Raw genomic sequence first — 18,917 nt, forward strand, 5'->3', positions numbered from 1 at the left:
TGGTGACGTCCGTGCCGCAGTCCCCGTATGCCAGGGCGCTCGGCGCGCGCATCAGCGACCTGCACCCGCGGCTCCGCGCGTACTTCGAGGCGATCCCGGAGGGCGCCGTCGGCGTCGGTGAGGGCGTCTTCCAGCGGGTGGGCACGCCGCGCCGCTGGCTGTGGCCGCTGCTGCGCCTGCTCGAACGCCGCGGTGTGCTCGCCGCTCGGTGGGAGCGCGACGTGCCGTTCCGCGTCGAGAACCGCACAATCGCGTCGCGCGCCATCAGCGAGCGCACCTTCTACTTCGCGGGAGGGCCCTGGGTCATGCGCGATGCGGTCGCGCTCACACGTCACGGGCGCGTCGTGGACGAGCTCGGCGAGCCCGGTTTCCTCGCCGCCTGCTTCGACGTCGAGGTGCATGAGGGCGCGCTCCGTCTCACCAGCCGGGCGGTCGGCGTGCGTCTCGGACGACTCCGCCTGCGCATCCCGCCTGCGCTCGCACCGGTCGTCCGCCTGATCGAGCGCTTCGACGACACCGAAGAGCGGCAGCGCGTGGCCCTCACGGTCGATGCCCCTGTGCTCGGACGCCTGTACGAGTACCGCGGCGACTTCCGCTACCGCATCGAGCACACCGGAGGGAAGGAGCGGAGCACATGAGCGCCGGCAGGGTCGTCATCGGCGGGGCCACCGGGTTCATGGGGCGCTTCCTGGTTCCCCGGTTCCGGGCGGAGGGCCGCGAGGTCGTCACGATCTCGCGCTCCGGCGCCGACGTCCGCTGGGGCGACCAGGTCGAGATCGACCGCGCGGTCGACGGAGCGGCACTGGTCATCGGACTCGCCGGCAAGAGCGTCAACTGCCGCTACACGCCCGAGAACCGGGCGGAGATCTTCCGATCACGCACCGACACCACCGCATCGCTGAGCACCGCGATCGCGCGCGCGAGCGCACCGCCCGCGCTGTGGGTGAACTCCTCGACGGCGACGATCTACCGACATGCCGAGGATCGCCCGATGACCGAGTCGACCGGCGAGATCGGCACGGGGTTCTCGGTCGAGGTCGCGAAGGCGTGGGAGAGGGCGCTGTTCGCCGACGACCTGCCCGCGACACGTCGCGTCGCACTCCGCACGGCGATCGTCCTCGGTCACGGTGGCGTGCTGGAGCCGCTGAAGACCCTGGCCAGACTCGGACTCGGCGGGCCGCAGTACGACGGGCGCTGGCCGGTGGGCGCAGCCCGTCGTCTGGCAGGTACCGCCCATCATTTCCGTGCACGTCACGGGCATCAACGGTTCAGCTGGGTGCACATCGACGACGTCCCCCGCATCATCGACTTCCTCGAGCAGACGCCCGCTCTCGAGGGCCCTGTGAACGCCGCGTCGCCGCACCCCGTCGACAACGTCGAATTCATGGCGACGGTACGACGCGCCCTCGGGGTTCCGTTCGGTCCGCCGTTGCCGCGGTGGATGCTGGAGCTCGGCGCGATCGGCATCCGCACCGAGACCGAACTGGTCCTGAAGAGCCGGTGGGTGCTGCCGGAGAAGCTTACCGCCGCCGGGTTCACCTTCCATCACCCGGAACTGGAAGGCGCGATCCGCGAGTCCTTCGATCGCCGCGACGCGGCCTAGGAGGCTGCGCCTGCAGGGCCCGTCGAGGCGTCGCCGTCGCGTCGGCGGCGTTCGATCTCCTCGCGCAGGCGCCACTCCTCGATCTCCCGGTCGAGGTCTGCGATCTGCTGCTCGGTCGTGCGCGTGTCGGTCGGCGGCGCAGGGCGCACGTCGGTCCGGGGCATCGGACGTTCGGCTCGACGCATCCGCGGGATCGGGACGCCGCTCTCTCCGTACTCCCGGCCGATCGCGAACCACAACAGGCTGCCGATCAGCGGGAGCAGGATCACGATGATGATCCACACCATCTTCGGCAGGTGCTTCACCAGCGCACTGTCGCGCGTGATGATGTCGATCAGCGCGCCGATCATCAGAGCGATGACGAGGATCGAGAACAGGAACGGCATGAGATCAGGGTAGACGACGCGGCGCGCGGCGTCGCCTACGGGAGAAGATGTCCGGCGGCGCGGAAGAGTTCATACCATTCCGGACGCGTGAGTTCGATGTCTGCGCCGGCTGCCGCATCCTGCACCCGCTGCGGAGTGGTGGTCCCGAGCACCACCTGCATGCCGGCCGGGTGACGCGTGATCCAGGCGGTCGCGATCGCGATCGGCGTCACCGCGTAGGAGGCGGCGAGCCGGTCGATCACGGCGTTCAGCTCTGCATACTCGGGGTTGCCCAGGAAGACCCCGTGCGAGAAGCCGTCCTGGAACGGCGACCAGGCCTGGATCGTGATCCCGTTGATGCGGCAGTAATCCACCAGGCCGCCGCCGTCGCGGACCACGCTCTGCTCCTGAGCCGCCATGTTCGCCGCGACCGGCTGCGCGAGGAGCGGCGCGTGGGTCATCGACAGCTGCAGCTGGTTGGCGACCAGAGGCTGTTCGACGGCGGTGCGGAGCAGATCGATCTGTCGAGGCGTGTGGTTGGAGACGCCGAACGCCCTCACCTTGCCCGCAGCTTCCAGGTCGTCGAAAGCCCTGGCGACCTCTTCGGGTTCGACGAGGATGTCGGGGCGGTGCAGCAGCAGTACGTCGAGACGGTCGGTGCGCAGCGCCGCGAGGGACCCGTCGACCTGAGCCACGATGTGGTCGTACGAGAAGTCGAACATCCCGTGCGCCGGAACGATGCCGCACTTGGTCTGCAGCACGATCTCGTCGCGTTCCGCGGTGCTCAGCCGGAGCGCATCGGCGAAGCGGGCCTCGCAGTGGTGCATGCTGCCGCCGTAGATGTCGGCGTGGTCGAAGAAGTCGATGCCGGCGTCGCGTGCGGCGGCATACAGGGTCCGGATGTGCGCATCGTCCTTGTCGTCGATGCGCATCATGCCGGCGATGACGGCGGGGGCGGTGGCTGATCCGAACGGCACGGTCTTCATGCCGACCACGCTACCCCCGCGGGACCGAGTCAGCCGCCGTCCGGCATCGCGGCGGGGAGCAGCGCGGTCACCGGGAGGTCGAGGGCAGCGGCGATGCCCGCGAGGTCGACGAGCGTGAAATCCGCTCGACCGTCCAGCAGGTCGGCGAGCTGCCCGGGGGCGATGCCGGTCAGCTCTGACAGGCAGGGGAAGGACACACCGGCGTGGATCCGGGCCCCCTCCACCGTCGATGCCACCAAATGACGCAGTTCCGTCCCCATACGCACACATTACCGCCCCACATGGACACGCAACGAGGTCGAATGGATTATAATGGCAGCATTCTGGAGTCGGGGCGCTGCTATCGTGATCCGGATGAAGACACCTGCCGAGGAGTTCAACGATGCGGTCGGACGACAGCTGCGAGCCGAGATCGCCGCGTCCCGCAGCAGCATCGCAGCGATGGCGCGGACGATCGGGATCGCCCGCAGCGCGCTCGACAACTACGTCACCGGCAAGCGCGCGATTCCCGTGCCGGTCGTGTACTCGGTATGCGCTGCCCTCGACGTCGAACCGCACGTGCTGTTCGCCCGCGCCGAGGAGCGGCTCAGTGCCGACGGCGTGAGCACCGCACGTGTCACTCCGATCCGACGCACCCCCGATGTCGCCGGCCCACGCGAAGATAACCGCGAGGTCGCCTTCGACTCCTCCGTCCGTCACGACGCCGACTCGGACGACCTCTACGACTGATCGAGAGTCCGCGGTGACCCGCGGAGACGACCGCGAGGAGGAGCCGTGCAGCACCTCCTGCGTCTTGCCGACGAACAGCACGTCCGCGTGATCGAGCGCCCCGGCCGCACACGCGGCGGCTTCGACCCCGCGACGGCGACGATCCGACTGAGCCCCGGCATGAGTGTGCGCACGACACGAAGCGTCCTCGCTCATGAGCTCGGCCACGCACACCTCGGTCACGTGCCGACGCCGGTCGCGGCTGTCCGCTCTCACCAGGAGCGCCAAGCCGACGAGTGGGCCGCGCGCCAGCTCATCTCGGCGCGCGCCTACGCCGAGGCCGAAGAGCTCCGCGGCCCCCACCTGGCGAGTCTGGCCTTCGAGTTGGGTGTCACGATAGAGCTGGTCACCGCCTATCAGCGGCTGTTGCGCCAGGGCGCGGTCACGATGGCGGTCGCCTAGTCCGCAGCGAAGAACGGGTCCCCACGCTGGTTGAATATGGTCATGGCCTTCCTCGTCGATCCCGTGCCCGTCACCCTCACCGGAGAGCTCGTCGAGCTCCGCCCCCTCGAACGCTCCCACGTCGACGGACTGATCGATGCCGTGCAGGAGGGCGATCTGTGGAAGACCGCGTGGTACACCTCGGTCCCCGCTCCTGACGGAGTGGCGGCCGAGGTCGATCGGCGCATCGCCCTGATCGACAAGGGCGAGATGGTGCCCTTCACCGCGTTCGACGCGAGCGGGCGCGTCCTCGGCCTCACGTCGTTCTACGACCTCGTGGCGGATGTCCCCCGCCTGCACATCGGGTTCACCTGGAACCGGCCGTCCGCCCACGGCTCCGGCACGAACGCCGAGTCGAAGCTGCTCCTGCTGCGGCACGCGTTCGAGACTCTCGGCGTGTTCCGCGTCGGCCTCACGACGCAGTGGGTGAACTTCCAGTCGCGCACGGCGATCGAACGCCTCGGGGCCAAGCAGGACGGCGTCATGCGCGCCATGAGCCGCTACCGCAACGGCGCACTGCGCGACAGCGTCGAGTACTCGATCATCGAGCCGGAGTGGCCCGCGGTCAGAGCGAACCTCGAAGCACGGCTCGCCCGACGACGGTGACCCGTCCGCAGCGGATCACTCGGTGGGGTTGCCCGACCAGTTCTTCGACCGGCGGGTGGCCGAACCGCGCTCACGCAGGATGAACGCCAGCGCGAGGGTCACCAGCAGGAGGCCGCCGCAGAAGGCGAAGGCGTTGTAGTCCGGCAGCTCGAATGAGGTGCCCATCAGCCAGAATCCTCCGAGGAAGAGGATCATGAAGAAGAGGAAGCTGAGGATCACGGGATCTCCTGTCGTCGGTGCCGTCTACCAGGATAGCCCGGACGCGGAAACCCCCTGTGCCGCCGACTCCTCCTCTGCTGTGCTCGGACGATGAAGACACCACTGACCGCGGTCGCCATCTCGTGCACGCTCAAGCCGTCACCCGCATCGTCCAGCTCCGACCTCCTCGCGACCCAGTTGCTCGATGCCCTCTCCGGGCACGGCGTCACGGGAGAGCTGGTGCGCGCGGTGGACCTCACGGTGAGCCCCGGAGTCGACAAGGACATGGGCGGCGACGACCAGTGGCCGAGCGTCCGACGACGCGTCCTCGATGCGGACATCCTCGTGTTCGTCACGCCGACCTGGATGGGCCAGCATTCGAGCGTCGCTCAACGGGTCCTCGAGCGGCTCGACGCAGAGCTGAGCGAGACCGACGCCCGAGGACGCCCGACGCTCTTCGACAAGGTCGCCGTCGCGGGGATCGTCGGGAACGAGGACGGTGCGCATCACATCGCGGCGATCCTGTTCCAGTCGTTGAACGATGTCGGCTTCACCATCCCCGCCCAGGGCTCGGTGTACTGGAACGGCGAGGCGATGCACACGACCGACTACAAGGATCTCGACCAGACCCCCGAGAAGGTCGCGTCGGCGATGAGCACGGCCGCGAAGAACGCGGCCCACCTCGCGCGTGCGCTCAAAGCGCAGGAGTACCCGGTCGGGTAGCGGCCCCCACCGCACGGCGGAAGGTGACGACCTCGTCACGACGCTTCTTCTCGGCGGCGAGTCCCACCAGCTCGAAGCGGCGGAACACGCGGCGAGGCAGCGCCGGAAGCTCTGCGGTGAGTCCGCGCGGGGGCTTCGCGAGACCCGCGATCAGGGAGAGATCGGCCCCCGCTCCCCGCACCTCGATCCGCGCGTAGTCGCTGCGGGTGCGCCAGCGCAGGTACTCCATCTCGCGATACGGGATCGTATGCAGCACGGCATCGACCCTCACCCGCAGTTCGTCGTCGCCGAACGCCACGGAGCACGACGCCGTGCGACGTCGAAGGATGGCCGCGAAGAGCAGGTACGCCGGAAGACCGAGCACGACGCCCATCAGAATGATCGCGATCCGCGCTCCCATCCGCATCACGATGTCATCGAACGCGATCAGCAGCACGACGGCGAAGGCGCCGACGACCACGACGATCGCGACGATCGCCTGGGTGAGCACGCGCATACGCAGTTCGAGGCCGGGAAAATGCACGATCGAACCGTCGCCGCTCTCGTCGCGCTCCCACGCAGGTGTGACGGGTGCCGGGCGCTTCTTCGCGTCTCTGCGAGAGAACAGGTCCGTGATGCGGCCGATCACACCGAGCCAGATCCATCCGACCGCCGGGATCGCCGCCATCTGCAGGACCACGGCGACTCCGCGCACGGATTCCGGAAGCGGTTCGAGAAGGTCACCGCCGAACTCGACGACGAAGGCGACCAGAGCCCCGAGGACGACCGCCACGGCCACGTGCAGGATCGCGCCGTTGCGTGCCGGAACCATCCCGAGGGTCGCATTCACGAAAGCGAAACCGAAGCACAACCCGCTCACCAGCATGAACAGGAAGGGGAAGAAGCCGAGGTCATCGCCCGCGAGCGTGACGGCGATGGCCGCGAGCAGCAGCACAGCCCCGCCCAGCAGCGGATACACGACGAGTGTTCGGGTCACGGACCGTCGCACGCGGGCGTCGGCGGCGGTCTCTTCGGTCATCGGCATGAGTCTAGAACGGACCGACCTGCATCGACCCGGCGGCGGGCTCGACGCGCGGTCCCGAGGCCATCCGGATCCACGCCACCGGGGACCGGCGGCCACCTGGTAGGGGTGACCGGTGGCCGCCGGCAGCCGAGACGGGAACTGGGGACCCCCGCTCGGAGCACCGATGCTACGCCGCGCTGGACGAGCCGCACGGGGGCTTGATCGACGGGACCGGATGAGCTAGACCACGCGTTATACCTTCTCCCCTCCGCATGCCACAACCCCCGCGCGTCCGATCGCCGTGGCGCCTACTGTCGGAGGACGGGGAGGGATCCCTGCTGGGCCGCAGCCGGAAGGGCAGCGCGGCTCGGGGTCCGCCGCCCCGGGGCCGGGGGCGCCGAGGCGGCGGATCACACCTCCGCGCACGCACGAGGCCGGGGAGTTCGACCACCTGCCGTGCCGCGCGGTCGTCGCTCGCGGGGTGCTGAGGCAGCCGGAGGTGCGGGCCGCTTCACTCGGCGTGCACTCGGCACTCGTCCGCTCAGATCCGTGTCCTGCTCATATGAGCGGGGGTCGTTGCATTCTGCAAACAGCTGACTATCGTCTGGTGTCGCCTCCCCGGAGCGACATCTCACTGGCGGACCCATGCAGCATGCCTCGACGACGAAGGAACACACATGAAGCGCACACTCAGGACCACGATCGCCGGCACGGTGGCCATCGCGGCGACATTGACCGCCCTGACCGGGTGCGGCAGCGGCGACCCCGATGCGGGAGGCGACACCATCACCGTCGGCGTCACCGTCTACGACATGTCGTCGTTCATCACCCAGGGCAAGGAGGGGATGGAGGCCTACGCCGACGCCAACCACATCCATCTGGAGTGGAATTCCGCCGGAGGCGACGTCTCCACCCAGGCCGACCAGGTGGATCAGTACGTGACCGCAGGCGTCGACGCCATCATCATCGTTCCGGTGCAGGCCGACTCGCTGTCCCCGCAGGTCAAGGCCGCCAAAGCCGCGCACATCCCCGTCATCGCCGTCAACACCTCGCTCGCCGGTGTCGATGTCGACGCCAGCGTCCAGCCCGACGACGTGGCCGCAGGGAAGCAGGAGGCTCAGCAGATGGTCGAGGCCCTCGGCGGCAAGGGCAACGTCGTCGTCTTCGAGGGCCCGCTCGGATCCTCGCCGCAACTCGACCGGGGCGAAGGCATCCACGCGATTCTCGATGAGAACACCGGACTCCACGTCCTCGCGGAGGACACCGCGAACTGGAAGCGAGACGAAGCCGTCAACAAGATGAAGAACTGGATCTCCGCGTTCGGCGACGACATCGACGGCGTCATCTCGCAGAACGACGACATGGCGCTCGGAGCCATTCAAGCGCTCCGAGAAGCGGGCCTCTCCGGCGTGAAGGTCGTCGGCATCGACGGCATCGAAGACGGGCTCGACGCCGTCGCGGCCGGCGACATGATCGGCACCTCGTTGCAGCACGGAACCGTGGAACTCGCGTCCGGCCTCGCTGTCGCCGCCAAGACCGTCCGCGGCGAAGAAGTCGATCAGAACCCGATCTACGTCATGCCGGCGATCGACTCCGGCAACGTCGACGCCGCGAAGAAGAACGTGGTGACCGGACGCACGAAATTCCTCAAGGCGCTTCCCGCGCTCGTCGACGAGAACGTCGCCGCCGGCGACATCGCGTACGAGGGCCTACCGGGACAGAGCCGCGAGGACGCGTCATGACAACGCTCTGCAACGCCCCCGGGGTCATCGTGGTCGTCGATGTGGGCGTCGCAGCCGACGGGCGCGCGGCGTATCCGCACATCGTCATCGAAGAACTCGAGGAGAAGTGATCATGGAATCGACATTCGCGGGCAGGATCGCCGTCGTCACCGGGGCCGCGAGCGGCATCGGTTACACCGTCGCGCATCACCTCGCCGAGCGCGGCGCACGAATCGTCGGAGTCGACATCGACCAAAGAATCGCCGTCTTGGTCGATGCACTCCCCGGCGCAGAACACCTCGGCATCGTGACGGACCTCACCGATCCGGCGGCCGCGACCGCGGCGATCGCGCAGACGGTCGAGACCGTGGGAGTTCCGCACATCCTGGTGAACTCAGCGGGCCTCGCGCTCCTCGACCCGGCCGTCGACGTCACTCCCGACAGGTGGCGGCTCACGGTGGACGTCAACCTCGGCGGCACCTTCTACATGGCTCAGGCCGCCGGCCGCGTCATGCTCGAAGCCGGTTACGGGCGCATCATCAACCTCGCCTCGCAAGCCGCGGTGATCGGCCTCGACCAGCACGCGGCCTACTGCGCCAGCAAGGCCGCGGTGCTGGGACTCACCCGAGTGCTCTCCCTGGAGTGGGCACGCCACGGCATCACCGTGAACGCCGTCTCCCCCACCGTCGTGGAGACGCCTCTCGGAAAAGCGGCGTGGGCCGGCGAGAAGGGCGAGAAGGCCAAGCGGGACATTCCCGTCGGCCGGTTCGCGCAGCCCGAGGAGGTCGCCGCGCTCATCGCCTTCCTCGCCAGCGACGACGCCGCCATGATCACGGGAAGCAACCACCTCATCGATGGTGGCTTCACCGCGATCTGACCGACTCTGCGTGACCGTGCGCCCCGCGGATCTACAGCGACTGTGCCGCGTCGACAATCCTGGCGTAGATATGTAGCACCTGGCTCAAGGGAACGCTGAAGACAGTGCGGGCCGCCAACTCCAAGATGCGTCGCAGAAGTTGGCACAGTCTTGGAGCCGCGATACTCAAGGCGTTTCAACTACATCGAATCCACGCGGCTCGTGCCCACTGATGCGTCGCAATTGTCGGAGGGATTCAACTCCAGCAGGTAGTTAGAGGCGTTTCCCCAAGCCCCCGGTCGGCCGTCGAGCGAGATATCAGAGCGCGCGGGCGCGCCCGGCGGAGCGCACCTGCACTTCAAACTCGCCTCTCCGACGAGCTGGTGTGCCAATATAAAGCCACAAACGGCTGGGGGATGTGGCATGCAGTTGTCGAAGATCGAGTTCAACGGGTTCAAGCGGCTCGACCAGACATCCTGCAATGTGGACGGCCAGACCATCGCGTTCATCGGACCAAACGAAGCAGGAAAGACCAGCGTTCTGCGAGGACTTGCCTGGCTCACTGACGAGTCTGAGGATCCTGCACTGCCAATCCGGGATCAGAATCGACGCCAGCGTCCGGCGGACGACGCACTGGTCGTCCGCGCCTACTACCGTGTTGAAGCCGATGACATCGAAGCGTTGAGACAGCTAGATCTGGACACTGACCGCCCTGTCTCTCTCAAGACAGTCACTCAGTTCCGACTCAATCGTCAGAAGAACGGCCAGCAGACCACCGGCATCGAATCGACCGTGAAGCGGAATCCTCGCCCATTCGAGCTCGCCTCGAAGCTGCTCGCCAAAGCGGCCAGTCGGATGGAGGCCGCGTATGACGTTCTCGAGGACCTCGAGATCGATGACCCGAACGACGCTATCGAAGCGGCAGAGCATTCCCTCGACCCATCGGACTCGGTCTGGACCGCGCAACGCGTCGCACCATTACGTGTCGCGGCCGATGTTCTCACCACTCTTGCGAACGAGATCGACCAGCAGGACTCCAAACCGCGAGGTCTTACCGCGCTGCGCACAGCCAGCGAGAACGCAGCAACCGCACTCCGGGCCGCTGCAGTGTCAGGCGAGCGTGCGCACCCGAAGGACACGATCCGCGCAGCCCTCAAACAACGCGTGCCGAAGTTCCTCCTGTTCGGAGACAATGACCGAGAGCTATCTGAGTCTTACCATCTTGAAGACACATCGCTGCGAGAGAATCCTCCGTCTCCCTTAGTGAACCTCGTCAGCGTCGCGGGGACCAGCGTGGAAGACATCTGGTCTGCCACGACTGGCGGCGACCCGGCCACCATGCGGACGCTGGAGCATCGTATGAACGAAACACTCCGCGCGCGACTCCAGCCGATGTGGACGCAGTCCGAACTCACCGTCCAGTTGAGACTCAACCAGGGCGGCGTGTTGGAGGTCAACATTCTGGAGCTGGATAGCCCCGACTATGTGGTCACACCGATTGCTGAGCGCAGCGATGGCCTAAGAACCTTCCTCGGACTCGTCTGCTTCCTTCTCGCCGCCAACCTCGATGTCCCACCGGTACTCCTCGTCGACGAGGCAGAGCGAAACCTCCACTACGACGCTCAAGCAGACCTCGTGCGCGTGCTTACCCACGAGCTCAGAGTTCACAAAGTGCTCTACACGACGCACTCGCCCGGATGTCTACCCCTCGATCTGGGGACCGGGATCCGGGTGGTCTCACGCAATCCCGATGACCCCGGGACGAGCATCCTCTCGAACAACTTCTGGACGAATGAACATCCGGGCTTCTCGCACCTGTTGTTCGCGATGGGCGCTGAGGCAGCCGCCTTCTCGGCCTTCCGCCGCGCGGTGCTCGCGGAGGGAGTCAGCGAAATGATCTTGCTTCCCACCCTCTTGCGCAACGCGACCGACGGGTCTCAGCTCGACTTCCAGGTTGCCTTCGGGCTCTCCAATCTTTCGGCACCGAGAGCCATCAGTTCCGTCGCGCTCATCACGACATTCTTGGTCGACGGAGATGGATCAGGCGACATCAAGAAGAGGCAGCTTGAAGCTGAAGGTGTTCCGCGAAGTCACATCTTTCAACTGCCCAAGGGTAAGGCCATAGAAGACCTCATCGACCGCGCGACTTACGTCGAGACCGTGAACGAGGTGCTGGCCGAGCAAGGAAAGTCGATCCCTTTGAAAGACCTCGCGACGAAGGTGACCGTTGCGAGGGCCGTCGACGACTACGCCAAGAGCCACCTTGGACTCCCGAACGGCGTGGGGCACAAGATCGTGGCCTCTCGTCTCGCGAGCCAAGGCAGCGCGCTTCCGTTGAGCGCGGTTGGGAAGCGGTACCTGTCGAGTTTGCGGCCACAGCTCGAAGCCGCTTTCAGGACCCACTACACCCTGTTTCCCAGCGCACCCAACTAGCGCGCGACCAAATAGCTACTCCTCTCGATACCACACGAGGTTCTCGGTCTGCGTTCCCACGCGAACCGTCTTTCGTCGATACCAGCGAATGAATGGCAGCGCACGCCACCGCACCACCGCCTTTAACGAGCGTGGGTCGACTTTGCCGTCTGCCCAGATACCGCTACCTTCCCCTAGGTCGACGAAAGGGGTGACCATGAACTCTTGGTCGTGCGACTCATCGGGCTTCAGCGTCCCAATCGTCCATACTTCGTCCAAGCCATCACCTGGCAAGACTCGGATCCGAACGTCCCAGGCCTCGCCGTTGCCTCGATTGGATACACGGATGCGCCACCGTGGTTGCGATGTCTCGCTGTTGTCCTTCAGATCGCTGAACTCCACGCGAATGAACGGGCGCTGTCGCCATGCCAGTGTAATGAAGATGGCGACCGCGGAAAGGGCTAACGCAGTCGTAGAAATCAGTTCGCTGAGGGACATGATTGACACTGTCCCAGATTCACGGACCGAACGTAGCGTTACCCAAGTCGCGGATCACGGGCGACGCAATCAGTGCTTGGTGTCTCTCGCGGAAGACTGGTTCCCCGGGTACACCGTGTCGGCGTCCCGGATCGTCCCGTCGCGACGATGGATGTAGACCTGACCTCCGCCCGCACCGGACACTTGGGCCTTCGCACGCGCCTCCGCTTCCTTCTGCGTCGATACCGTGTCGGTCACCTTGCCTTGGCTCGTGACCTTGAAGCCGTCGCGTCTATAGCTCCCCTGCGTCCGGCGCGAGAGACCTGGGGGCGGCATGGCCAAGTTATCCAAGGCCGGTCCGACGCCTGTCGCCCGGATCGTCGCATGCCACGTCAAGCCGCTGACGCTGTGAAGGCTGTCAGAGCAGCGCCATTACCTGCGGAATCTGGGTCGCCAGGTGTCCGCCGAGCGCTCCCGCGGCGGTGTCGTTCAGGAACCCTGCGATGCTACTTAGCGCTCGCTTCACCCGTGACTTCTCCTCAGCGGCGACGCCTTCACGAGCATCCTCCACCAGCGGTGCGATGGCGTCACCGACCTTGTCGGGAAGCGCCGCCATCGACTGCCCCACTATCTCTAGCAGTCGCGTCACCTCATCAGCCCAGGACGCCTGGATCGTCGCCGTTTGAGTGACGTTCGAACTGCCGACGGAGACATTGGTGCTGTCTGTGATGTGGGTGGTGACATGGCTTACGGTGGCCACGCGGTCGAGGTCGCGCACCGAGCGCTTGTGCTCTACTGTCTTCCGCCCCGTCTCCGTCATGTCGAGACTTCCCGGCTCGAGGAGGTCTTTCGCGTGCAGGCGCGAGGTCGCCTTCTCTACTTCGCCCTCGGTGTACGCGATTCCGAGATACCCGAACTTTGCATCGAGGAAGTCGCGGGCGACGGGGACAACACCTTCGATCTCGACACGCGTGTACAGCCACCGCAGATAGTCGTCTTCGAGCGCTAGCAGCCGGTCGACAGGGTCTCGCCTGTCACGCTCGAACTGCGCGGCCAGATCTTTCCCCCTAGGGCGCACGAAGACCGCCGCCAGACCACCCATCGTGAAGATCCCTTTCACGAGATCTTGTTGCTCCATGAGCTTCACATGGTCGTCGAGCGCGCCGGCCGTCACGCCGAGCGACCCGGGGAGCGCGTCAAGGAGCGCACGACCGCCGACATCACCGTTGGAGGTGCGGGCCGCCATCTCGGCTGCGATGGAGAGAATGCTCAGTCGAGTGACCATCTCCGGCTGAAGGACTGTCATGCTCACAGGCTAACGGCAGGTGCGGACATCCGGGACGGAAGGCGACGGCCACGACCGTGGGTGTCACCACTGGCACATAGGGCCTCGTCTGGAGCCCCCATGAAGCAGCCGGCACTCCTACTCCGCCTCCCCGGGAGCGCCCGACATGGCCTATGCCCACGGTCTACTCTCCGGGGAGCTTCTATCGGCTCGACGTCGGCCCGCACCGTTTCGCAGGGTCGTTAGCCTTCCCGGCGGCCACTACCTTGGCACCTTGCACGACATGGTGAAAGGCGACAGTTCCGGTGAAGGTTGCGAAGTCCACCTGGGACGCGCCGATAGGCATTGCCGGCTACCCCGTTTCTCGGTCGATGGTACGGTCGCCGGAGCTCGTGCGGGACACCTCAAACTCCAAAACTGAGATGCTCCGGATTGCTTCGCCTAGGTGGAACCCAGGCGATCCGCAACCTGTGTCCTAGACAGTGCAACGGGAGGGTCAGCCGACTCACGCAAGGCAGGTTCGCACCGTGCCTCTGACCTTCAGCCGCACTCCGCCTACGCCTACGCCTACGCCGCAAACGCTATTCATCTTATTTCATTTTCGGGAAATGTGTTTGCTGCGACGGGAACCACGCAGGTCGGAACCATCCCCGCGCTGAGCGTGTGCGACGGGCGGGAGGATCTCGTGGGCTCCAGCGGACGGCGATGACGAGACGACGCTCGGCGTTTCAATATCACTACGCGCGGTGCGATGCCGCATCGACGAACGTCGTCGACTTGAGTGATGTCTGTGGCTCCCTCTAGACTGAAATCACCAGTCCCCCCGCCGCCTCTCAACGATGCGCACTGCGGGGGTCCTTTTTTTGCGAGGCGGCATGATGAGCACTGACCGACGCTTTCTCACGCTCGACGAACGCGCGGCGTATCTCGTCGACCGTGGTTATGTAAACGAACACTCGCTGAGCGACCATGCTCGCGAGTTCATCGCTCGGACCAACTTCCACTACTTCCTCGGCTACGCCCGCAACTTCCGGAAACTCCGCCGAGAGGGACTCGTTCAGGGCGATGATCGTATCGACCGCGTCATCCGCATGGTGGAAATCGACCACAGCGTCTCCACTCGCCTGTTCGCAGCGATCCGCGACGTGGAATGGCGTCTTCGCGCAGCCCTCGTTGAGGCACACTGCTCACTATTCCCCGACCGCGCATGCTTCCTGGAGGCGTCTCACTTCCAGGTAATGAACGCGTCAGCGACCCCTGTGCATGTCATCCTGCGTGACCAGATCAGCCGGTCGCGGGAACCCTTCGTCCTCGGGGCCTTCGAAAAGCACGCTCATAACATCGGACGTAAGTGGACGGAGAACCCCACATGCCTAACCGACGATGAGCGATTGTCCGCGATGCAGACCTTGCCGATCTGGTCGACTGTCGATGGCTGGACGCTAGGGCTCTTGGAGCGAGTGATCACGGAGACCGCTCCTGTGGTCGACGACGGCGCCCGGTGGCTTTGGAAGGACGTTGCACGCGGATTCGAAGTCAGCAATCAGGTCTTCCAGACGCAACTCACTAGCCTTATTGTGCTCCGAAATCTCGTGGCTCATCACTCGCGCCTGTGGATGCGTCCCTCCGCAGCATCCCCAAAGCGACCGAAACCGTTCGAGAAACTCCTGCGCGACTCCGACTCGAAGTCGATGTACGTCGCGTGGCTGACGCTTGCCCAGTTCTTGCGCGCAGGCGGCGGCGACCAGGCCCTTATTTCTGACCTCGACGCACTCATCAGCTTGGATGAACTATATGAGATCGGGGTGAAGCGTCCCCTTCGTTCAGCTGCTCTCGGTTGAGGACGGCTTTCGCGCCCACATGCTTCGGGAATGACAACGACCTCAGAAGTCCCAGTCGTCGTCTTCCGTGGCCTCGGCCTTGCCGATGACGTACGACGAACCCGACCCCGAGAAGAAGTCGTGGTTCTCGTCGGCGTTGGGCGACAGCGCCGACAGGATCGCCGGGTTCACGTTCGTGACGCTGGAGGGGAACATCGCCTCGTAGCCGAGGTTCATCAGGGCCTTGTTGGCGTTGTAGTGCAGGAACTTCTTGACGTCTTCGGTCAGCCCGACACCGTCGTAGAGGTCTTGCGTGTACTGCACCTCGTTGTCGTAGAGCTCGTACATGAGCGAGAACGTGTAGTCCTTGAGCTCGTCGCGACGCTCCTGGGTCTCGTTCTCGAGGCCCTTCTGGAACTTGTAGCCGATGTAGTAGCCGTGCACGGCCTCGTCACGGATGATGAGGCGGATGAGGTCGGCGGTGTTCGTCAGCTTCGCCTTCGACGACCAGTAGATCGGCAGGTAGAAGCCCGAGTAGAACAGGAAGGACTCCAGCAGGGTGGAGGCCACCTTGCGCTTGAGGGGGTCGTCTCCCTGGTAGTAGTCCATGATGATCTGCGCCTTCTTCTGAAGGTTCGGATTCTCGGTGGACCACCGGAACGCCTCGTCGATCTCCTTCGTCGACGCGAGCGTCGAGAAGATCGAGGAATAGCTCTTCGCGTGCACCGACTCCATGAACGCGATGTTCGTGTACACGGCCTCTTCGTGAGGGGTGATCGCGTCGGGGATCAGCGACACCGCACCGACGGTGCCCTGGATCGTGTCGAGCAGCGTCAGGCCGGTGAAGACACGCATGGTGAGCAGCTGCTCGTCGGGGGTGAGCGTGTTCCACGACTGCACGTCGTTCGACAGCGGCACCTTCTCCGGCAGCCAGAAGTTGTTCACCAGACGGTTCCAGACCTCGAGGTCCTTGTCGTCCTGGATGCGGTTCCAGTTGATCGCCTGCACGCTGGAGACCAGCTTGAGTCTTTCGGGAGTCATTTCTTCGTCGTTTCTCGAGATCAGGGGCGGGTCAGAGCATGCACGAGACGCACTCGGCCATGTCGGTGCCCTCGAGCGCCAGCTGACGCAGACGGATGTAGTAGATCGTCTTGATGCCCTTGCGCCATGCGTAGATCTGCGCCTTGTTGATGTCACGCGTGGTGGCGGTGTCCTTGAAGAACAGCGTCAGCGACAGGCCCTGGTCGACGTGCTGCGTGGCCGCAGCGTACGTGTCGATGACCTTCTCGTAGCCGATCTCGTATGCGTCCTGGTAGTACTCCAGGTTGTCGTTCGTCATGAACGCCGCCGGGTAGTAGACGCGGCCGAGCTTGCCTTCCTTGCGGATCTCGATCTTCGACGCGATCGGGTGGATCGACGACGTCGAGTTGTTGATGTACGAGATCGAGCCGGTCGGAGGAACCGCCTGCAGGTTCTGGTTGTAGATGCCGTGCTTCTGGATCGACGCCTTCAGCTCAGCCCAGTCGTCCTGCGTGGGGATGTGCTTGCCGGTGAAGAGCTCCTTGACCTTCTCGGTCGCGGGCACCCAGGCCTGGTCGATGTACTTGTCGAAGAACTCGCCGGACGCGTACTTCGAGTCCTCGAACCCGTCGAACGTCGTGCCGCGCTCGATGGCGAGGTTGTTCGACGCCCGCAGCGCGTGGAACAACACCGTGTAGAAGTAGATGTTCGTGAAGTCGATGCCCTCTTCCGAACCGTAGTACACGTGCTCGCGGGCGAGGTAACCATGCAGGTTCATCTGGCCGAGGCCGATCGCGTGCGAGCGGTCGTTGCCGTCTTCGATCGAGCGCACCGAACCGATGTGGCTCTGGTCGCTGACCGCGGTGAGGGCACGGATCGCCGTCTCGACGGTCTGGCCGAGGTCGTCGGCGTCCATCGACAGCGCGATGTTCATCGAGCCGAGGTTGCAGGAGATGTCCTTGCCGATGTTGTCGTACGACAGGTCGTCGTTGTACGTGGTCGGCGTGTTCACCTGCAGGATCTCGCTGCAGAGATTGGACATGTTGATCCGGCCCTTGATCGGGTTGGCCTTGTTCACCGTGTCTTCGAACATGACGTACGGGTAGCCGGACTCGAACTGGATCTCGGCGACGGTCTGGAAGAACTCTCGCGCGTTGATCTTCGTCTTCTTGATGCGCGGGTCGTCGACCATCTCGCGGTACTTCTCGGTGACCGAGATGTCGCCGAACGGCACGCCGTACACCTTCTCGACGTCGTACGGCGAGAACAGGTACATGTCCTCATCGTTCTTGGCGAGCTCGAACGTGATGTCGGGCACCACGACGCCCAGCGAGAGCGTCTTGATACGGATCTTCTCGTCGGCGTTCTCACGCTTGGTGTCGAGGAAGCGCATGATGTCGGGGTGGTGCGCGTTGAGGTACACCGCGCCGGCGCCCTGGCGCGCACCGAGCTGGTTGGCGTAGCTGAAGCTGTCTTCGAGGAGCTTCATCACGGGGATGATGCCCGAGGACTGGTTCTCGATCTGCTTGATCGGTGCACCCGACTCGCGGATGTTCGACAGCAGCAGGGCCACGCCGCCACCGCGCTTGGAGAGCTGCAGGGCGGAGTTGATGCCACGGGCGATCGACTCCATGTTGTCTTCGATGCGCAGCAGGAAGCAGCTGACGAGTTCGCCACGCTGCGCCTTGCCCGCATTGAGGAAGGTCGGGGTCGCCGGCTGGAAACGGCCGGAAATGATCTCTTCGACGAGGGCGACGGCGAGCTTCTCGTCACCGTCGGCGAGGCCGAGCGCGGTCATCACGACGCGGTCCTCGAAGCGCTCCAGGTAGCGCTTGCCGTCGAAGGTCTTCAGCGTGTAGCTCGTGTAGTACTTGAACGCCCCGAGGAAGGTCTCGAAGCGGAACTTCTTCGAGTACGCCAGGTCGTTGAGCTTCTGGATGAAGTCGAACGAGTACTTCTCGATGACGGCACCCTCGTAGTACTCCTTCTCCACGAGGTAGTCCAGGCGCTCCTTGAGCGAGTGGAAGAACACCGTGTTCTGGTTCACGTGCTGCAGGAAGTACTCCCGCGCGGCGCGCTTGTCGGCGTCGAACTGGATCTTCCCGTTCGCGTCGTACAGGTTCAGCATCGCGTTGAGCGCGTGATAATCGAGGCCCTCGTATGCGGGGTTCGCCTTGAATGCCACTGTCTCGGTCACTGAAGTTCCCACCGTCGTTCCAATCCGTCGCTCACGCGATCCACATCGTCTTGTGTGCCGAAGATCTCGAGCCGATACAAGTGAGGCACGTGGCACTTGCGGCTGATGATGTCACCGGCGAGGCAGAAGGCATCGCCGAAGTTGGTGTTGCCCGCGGAGATCACTCCGCGGATGTGGCGCCGGTTGCGCTCGTCGTTGAGGAACCGGATCACCTGTTTGGGAACGGCGCCCTTCTCGACGCCGCGCCCCGCACCCCCGCCATAGGTGGGGGTGACCAGCACGAAGGGCTCGTCGATGACGAGGTCGTCTTCATTTCGGTGGAGGGGGATGCGTCGGGCCGGAAACCCGAGCTTCTCGACGAATCGTGCGGTGTTACCCGAGACGCTCGAGAAGTAGACCAGGAGCGGCGCTGCGGTCGCGACGGCGCTCATGGGGT

At 65.0% G+C, this 18,917-nt stretch carries 21 protein-coding genes; 10 read left to right on the forward strand and 11 right to left on the reverse strand.

The genetic code is table 11. The annotated features are described in order from the left end of the window. Positions 1-11: 11 nt before the first annotated feature. Together K1X59_RS14050 and K1X59_RS14055 are read left to right on the forward strand one after the other, a co-directional pair. Positions 12-638 carry a DUF4166 domain-containing protein gene (locus K1X59_RS14050; RefSeq protein ID WP_258566855.1) on the forward strand — a complete coding sequence of 209 codons (627 nt, stop codon included), beginning with the start codon at positions 12-14 and terminating at the stop codon, positions 636-638. After that, the gene (locus K1X59_RS14055; RefSeq protein ID WP_183150532.1) at positions 635-1,603 is read left to right on the forward strand and encodes an epimerase; all 969 of its coding nucleotides are present in this window, start codon (positions 635-637) and stop codon (positions 1,601-1,603) included. Before K1X59_RS14050 ends, K1X59_RS14055 begins: the two co-directional genes overlap by 4 nt. Here K1X59_RS14055 and K1X59_RS14060 read toward each other — a convergent pair. Genes K1X59_RS14060 through K1X59_RS14070 form a run of 3 tightly spaced genes read right to left on the reverse strand, consistent with a single transcriptional unit; the run spans position 1,600 to position 3,214 of the window. Beyond that, on the reverse strand, positions 1,600-1,989 hold the full coding sequence (locus K1X59_RS14060) for a PLDc N-terminal domain-containing protein (protein ID WP_183150533.1): 390 nt from the start codon (positions 1,987-1,989) through the stop codon (positions 1,600-1,602). The two genes, K1X59_RS14055 and K1X59_RS14060, sit on opposite strands and share 4 nt — an antisense overlap. Positions 1,990-2,024: 35 nt before the next feature. Then, on the reverse strand, positions 2,025-2,954 hold the full coding sequence (locus K1X59_RS14065) for an aldo/keto reductase family oxidoreductase (RefSeq protein ID WP_220173511.1): 930 nt from the start codon (positions 2,952-2,954) through the stop codon (positions 2,025-2,027). A gap of 29 nt (positions 2,955-2,983) precedes the next feature. Next, positions 2,984-3,214: an XRE family transcriptional regulator gene (locus K1X59_RS14070; RefSeq protein WP_244632043.1), complete on the reverse strand. Its 231-nt coding sequence runs from the start codon at positions 3,212-3,214 to the stop codon at positions 2,984-2,986. Positions 3,215-3,308: 94 nt separating this feature from the next. Here K1X59_RS14070 and K1X59_RS14075 point away from each other — a divergent pair, with 94 nt between their 5' ends. The 3 genes from K1X59_RS14075 to K1X59_RS14085 are packed head-to-tail and all read left to right on the forward strand — an operon-like array spanning position 3,309 to position 4,769. Continuing rightward, complete coding sequence (locus K1X59_RS14075; protein ID WP_244632044.1) at positions 3,309-3,683, forward strand: helix-turn-helix domain-containing protein; 375 nt, start codon at positions 3,309-3,311, stop codon at positions 3,681-3,683. A 45-nt stretch (positions 3,684-3,728) separates the two neighbouring features. Then, positions 3,729-4,124: an ImmA/IrrE family metallo-endopeptidase gene (locus K1X59_RS14080; protein WP_183150534.1), complete on the forward strand. Its 396-nt coding sequence runs from the start codon at positions 3,729-3,731 to the stop codon at positions 4,122-4,124. A gap of 42 nt (positions 4,125-4,166) precedes the next feature. Continuing rightward, a complete protein-coding gene (locus K1X59_RS14085; protein WP_183150535.1) occupies positions 4,167-4,769 on the forward strand; it encodes a GNAT family N-acetyltransferase in 603 nt (200 codons plus the stop codon). Positions 4,770-4,784: 15 nt separating this feature from the next. On the opposite strand, the gene K1X59_RS14090 is transcribed toward K1X59_RS14085, so the two are convergent. Continuing rightward, positions 4,785-4,988 carry a hypothetical protein gene (locus K1X59_RS14090; protein WP_183150536.1) on the reverse strand — a complete coding sequence of 68 codons (204 nt, stop codon included), beginning with the start codon at positions 4,986-4,988 and terminating at the stop codon, positions 4,785-4,787. A 90-nt stretch (positions 4,989-5,078) separates the two neighbouring features. Here K1X59_RS14090 and K1X59_RS14095 point away from each other — a divergent pair, with 90 nt between their 5' ends. Continuing rightward, positions 5,079-5,690, forward strand: coding sequence for a flavodoxin family protein (locus K1X59_RS14095; protein ID WP_183150537.1), 612 nt, complete (start codon positions 5,079-5,081; stop codon positions 5,688-5,690). Here K1X59_RS14095 and K1X59_RS14100 read toward each other — a convergent pair. Further along, a complete protein-coding gene (locus K1X59_RS14100; protein WP_183150538.1) occupies positions 5,662-6,708 on the reverse strand; it encodes a hypothetical protein in 1,047 nt (348 codons plus the stop codon). The two genes, K1X59_RS14095 and K1X59_RS14100, sit on opposite strands and share 29 nt — an antisense overlap. A gap of 662 nt (positions 6,709-7,370) precedes the next feature. Here K1X59_RS14100 and K1X59_RS14105 point away from each other — a divergent pair. The 3 genes from K1X59_RS14105 to K1X59_RS14115 all read left to right on the forward strand — a co-directional run bounded on the left by K1X59_RS14105 (position 7,371) and on the right by K1X59_RS14115 (position 11,703). Further along, positions 7,371-8,435: a substrate-binding domain-containing protein gene (locus K1X59_RS14105; RefSeq protein ID WP_183150539.1), complete on the forward strand. Its 1,065-nt coding sequence runs from the start codon at positions 7,371-7,373 to the stop codon at positions 8,433-8,435. A gap of 112 nt (positions 8,436-8,547) precedes the next feature. Continuing rightward, a complete protein-coding gene (locus K1X59_RS14110; protein WP_220173512.1) occupies positions 8,548-9,291 on the forward strand; it encodes a GolD/DthD family dehydrogenase in 744 nt (247 codons plus the stop codon). Between the two features lie 402 nt (positions 9,292-9,693). Beyond that, positions 9,694-11,703, forward strand: coding sequence for an AAA family ATPase (locus K1X59_RS14115; RefSeq protein WP_220173513.1), 2,010 nt, complete (start codon positions 9,694-9,696; stop codon positions 11,701-11,703). Between the two features lie 15 nt (positions 11,704-11,718). Here K1X59_RS14115 and K1X59_RS14120 read toward each other — a convergent pair whose 3' ends face one another. The 3 genes from K1X59_RS14120 to K1X59_RS14130 form a co-directional block, all read right to left on the reverse strand. After that, complete coding sequence (locus tag K1X59_RS14120) at positions 11,719-12,180, reverse strand: hypothetical protein (RefSeq protein WP_220173514.1); 462 nt, start codon at positions 12,178-12,180, stop codon at positions 11,719-11,721. Positions 12,181-12,249: 69 nt separating this feature from the next. Beyond that, entirely contained in the window at positions 12,250-12,495 is a 246-nt protein-coding gene (locus tag K1X59_RS14125; RefSeq protein ID WP_183152848.1) for a DUF2188 domain-containing protein, read from the reverse strand. Positions 12,496-12,577: 82 nt separating this feature from the next. Then, positions 12,578-13,465 carry a hypothetical protein gene (locus K1X59_RS14130; RefSeq protein WP_183150541.1) on the reverse strand — a complete coding sequence of 296 codons (888 nt, stop codon included), beginning with the start codon at positions 13,463-13,465 and terminating at the stop codon, positions 12,578-12,580. Positions 13,466-14,319: 854 nt separating this feature from the next. On the opposite strand from K1X59_RS14130, the gene K1X59_RS14135 reads away from it, so the two are divergent. Next, a complete protein-coding gene (locus K1X59_RS14135; RefSeq protein WP_220173515.1) occupies positions 14,320-15,285 on the forward strand; it encodes an Abi family protein in 966 nt (321 codons plus the stop codon). A 42-nt stretch (positions 15,286-15,327) separates the two neighbouring features. Here K1X59_RS14135 and nrdF read toward each other — a convergent pair whose 3' ends face one another. The 3 genes from nrdF to nrdI are packed head-to-tail and all read right to left on the reverse strand — an operon-like array spanning position 15,328 to position 18,912. Then, positions 15,328-16,305 (reverse strand): class 1b ribonucleoside-diphosphate reductase subunit beta, encoded by a 978-nt coding sequence (nrdF, locus tag K1X59_RS14140; RefSeq protein ID WP_017828866.1) that lies wholly within the window; start codon positions 16,303-16,305, stop codon positions 15,328-15,330. A 31-nt stretch (positions 16,306-16,336) separates the two neighbouring features. Beyond that, the gene (gene nrdE / locus K1X59_RS14145) at positions 16,337-18,481 is read right to left on the reverse strand and encodes a class 1b ribonucleoside-diphosphate reductase subunit alpha (protein ID WP_258566856.1); all 2,145 of its coding nucleotides are present in this window, start codon (positions 18,479-18,481) and stop codon (positions 16,337-16,339) included. Further along, on the reverse strand, positions 18,478-18,912 hold the full coding sequence (gene nrdI, locus K1X59_RS14150; RefSeq protein ID WP_220173516.1) for a class Ib ribonucleoside-diphosphate reductase assembly flavoprotein NrdI: 435 nt from the start codon (positions 18,910-18,912) through the stop codon (positions 18,478-18,480). Before nrdI ends, nrdE begins: the two co-directional genes overlap by 4 nt. Between the last annotated feature and the right edge of the window lie 5 nt (positions 18,913-18,917).

The sequence above is a fragment of the Microbacterium sp. Se5.02b genome (assembly GCF_019464375.1).
In the GTDB taxonomy this organism is placed as follows: Bacteria; Actinomycetota; Actinomycetes; order Actinomycetales; family Microbacteriaceae; genus Microbacterium.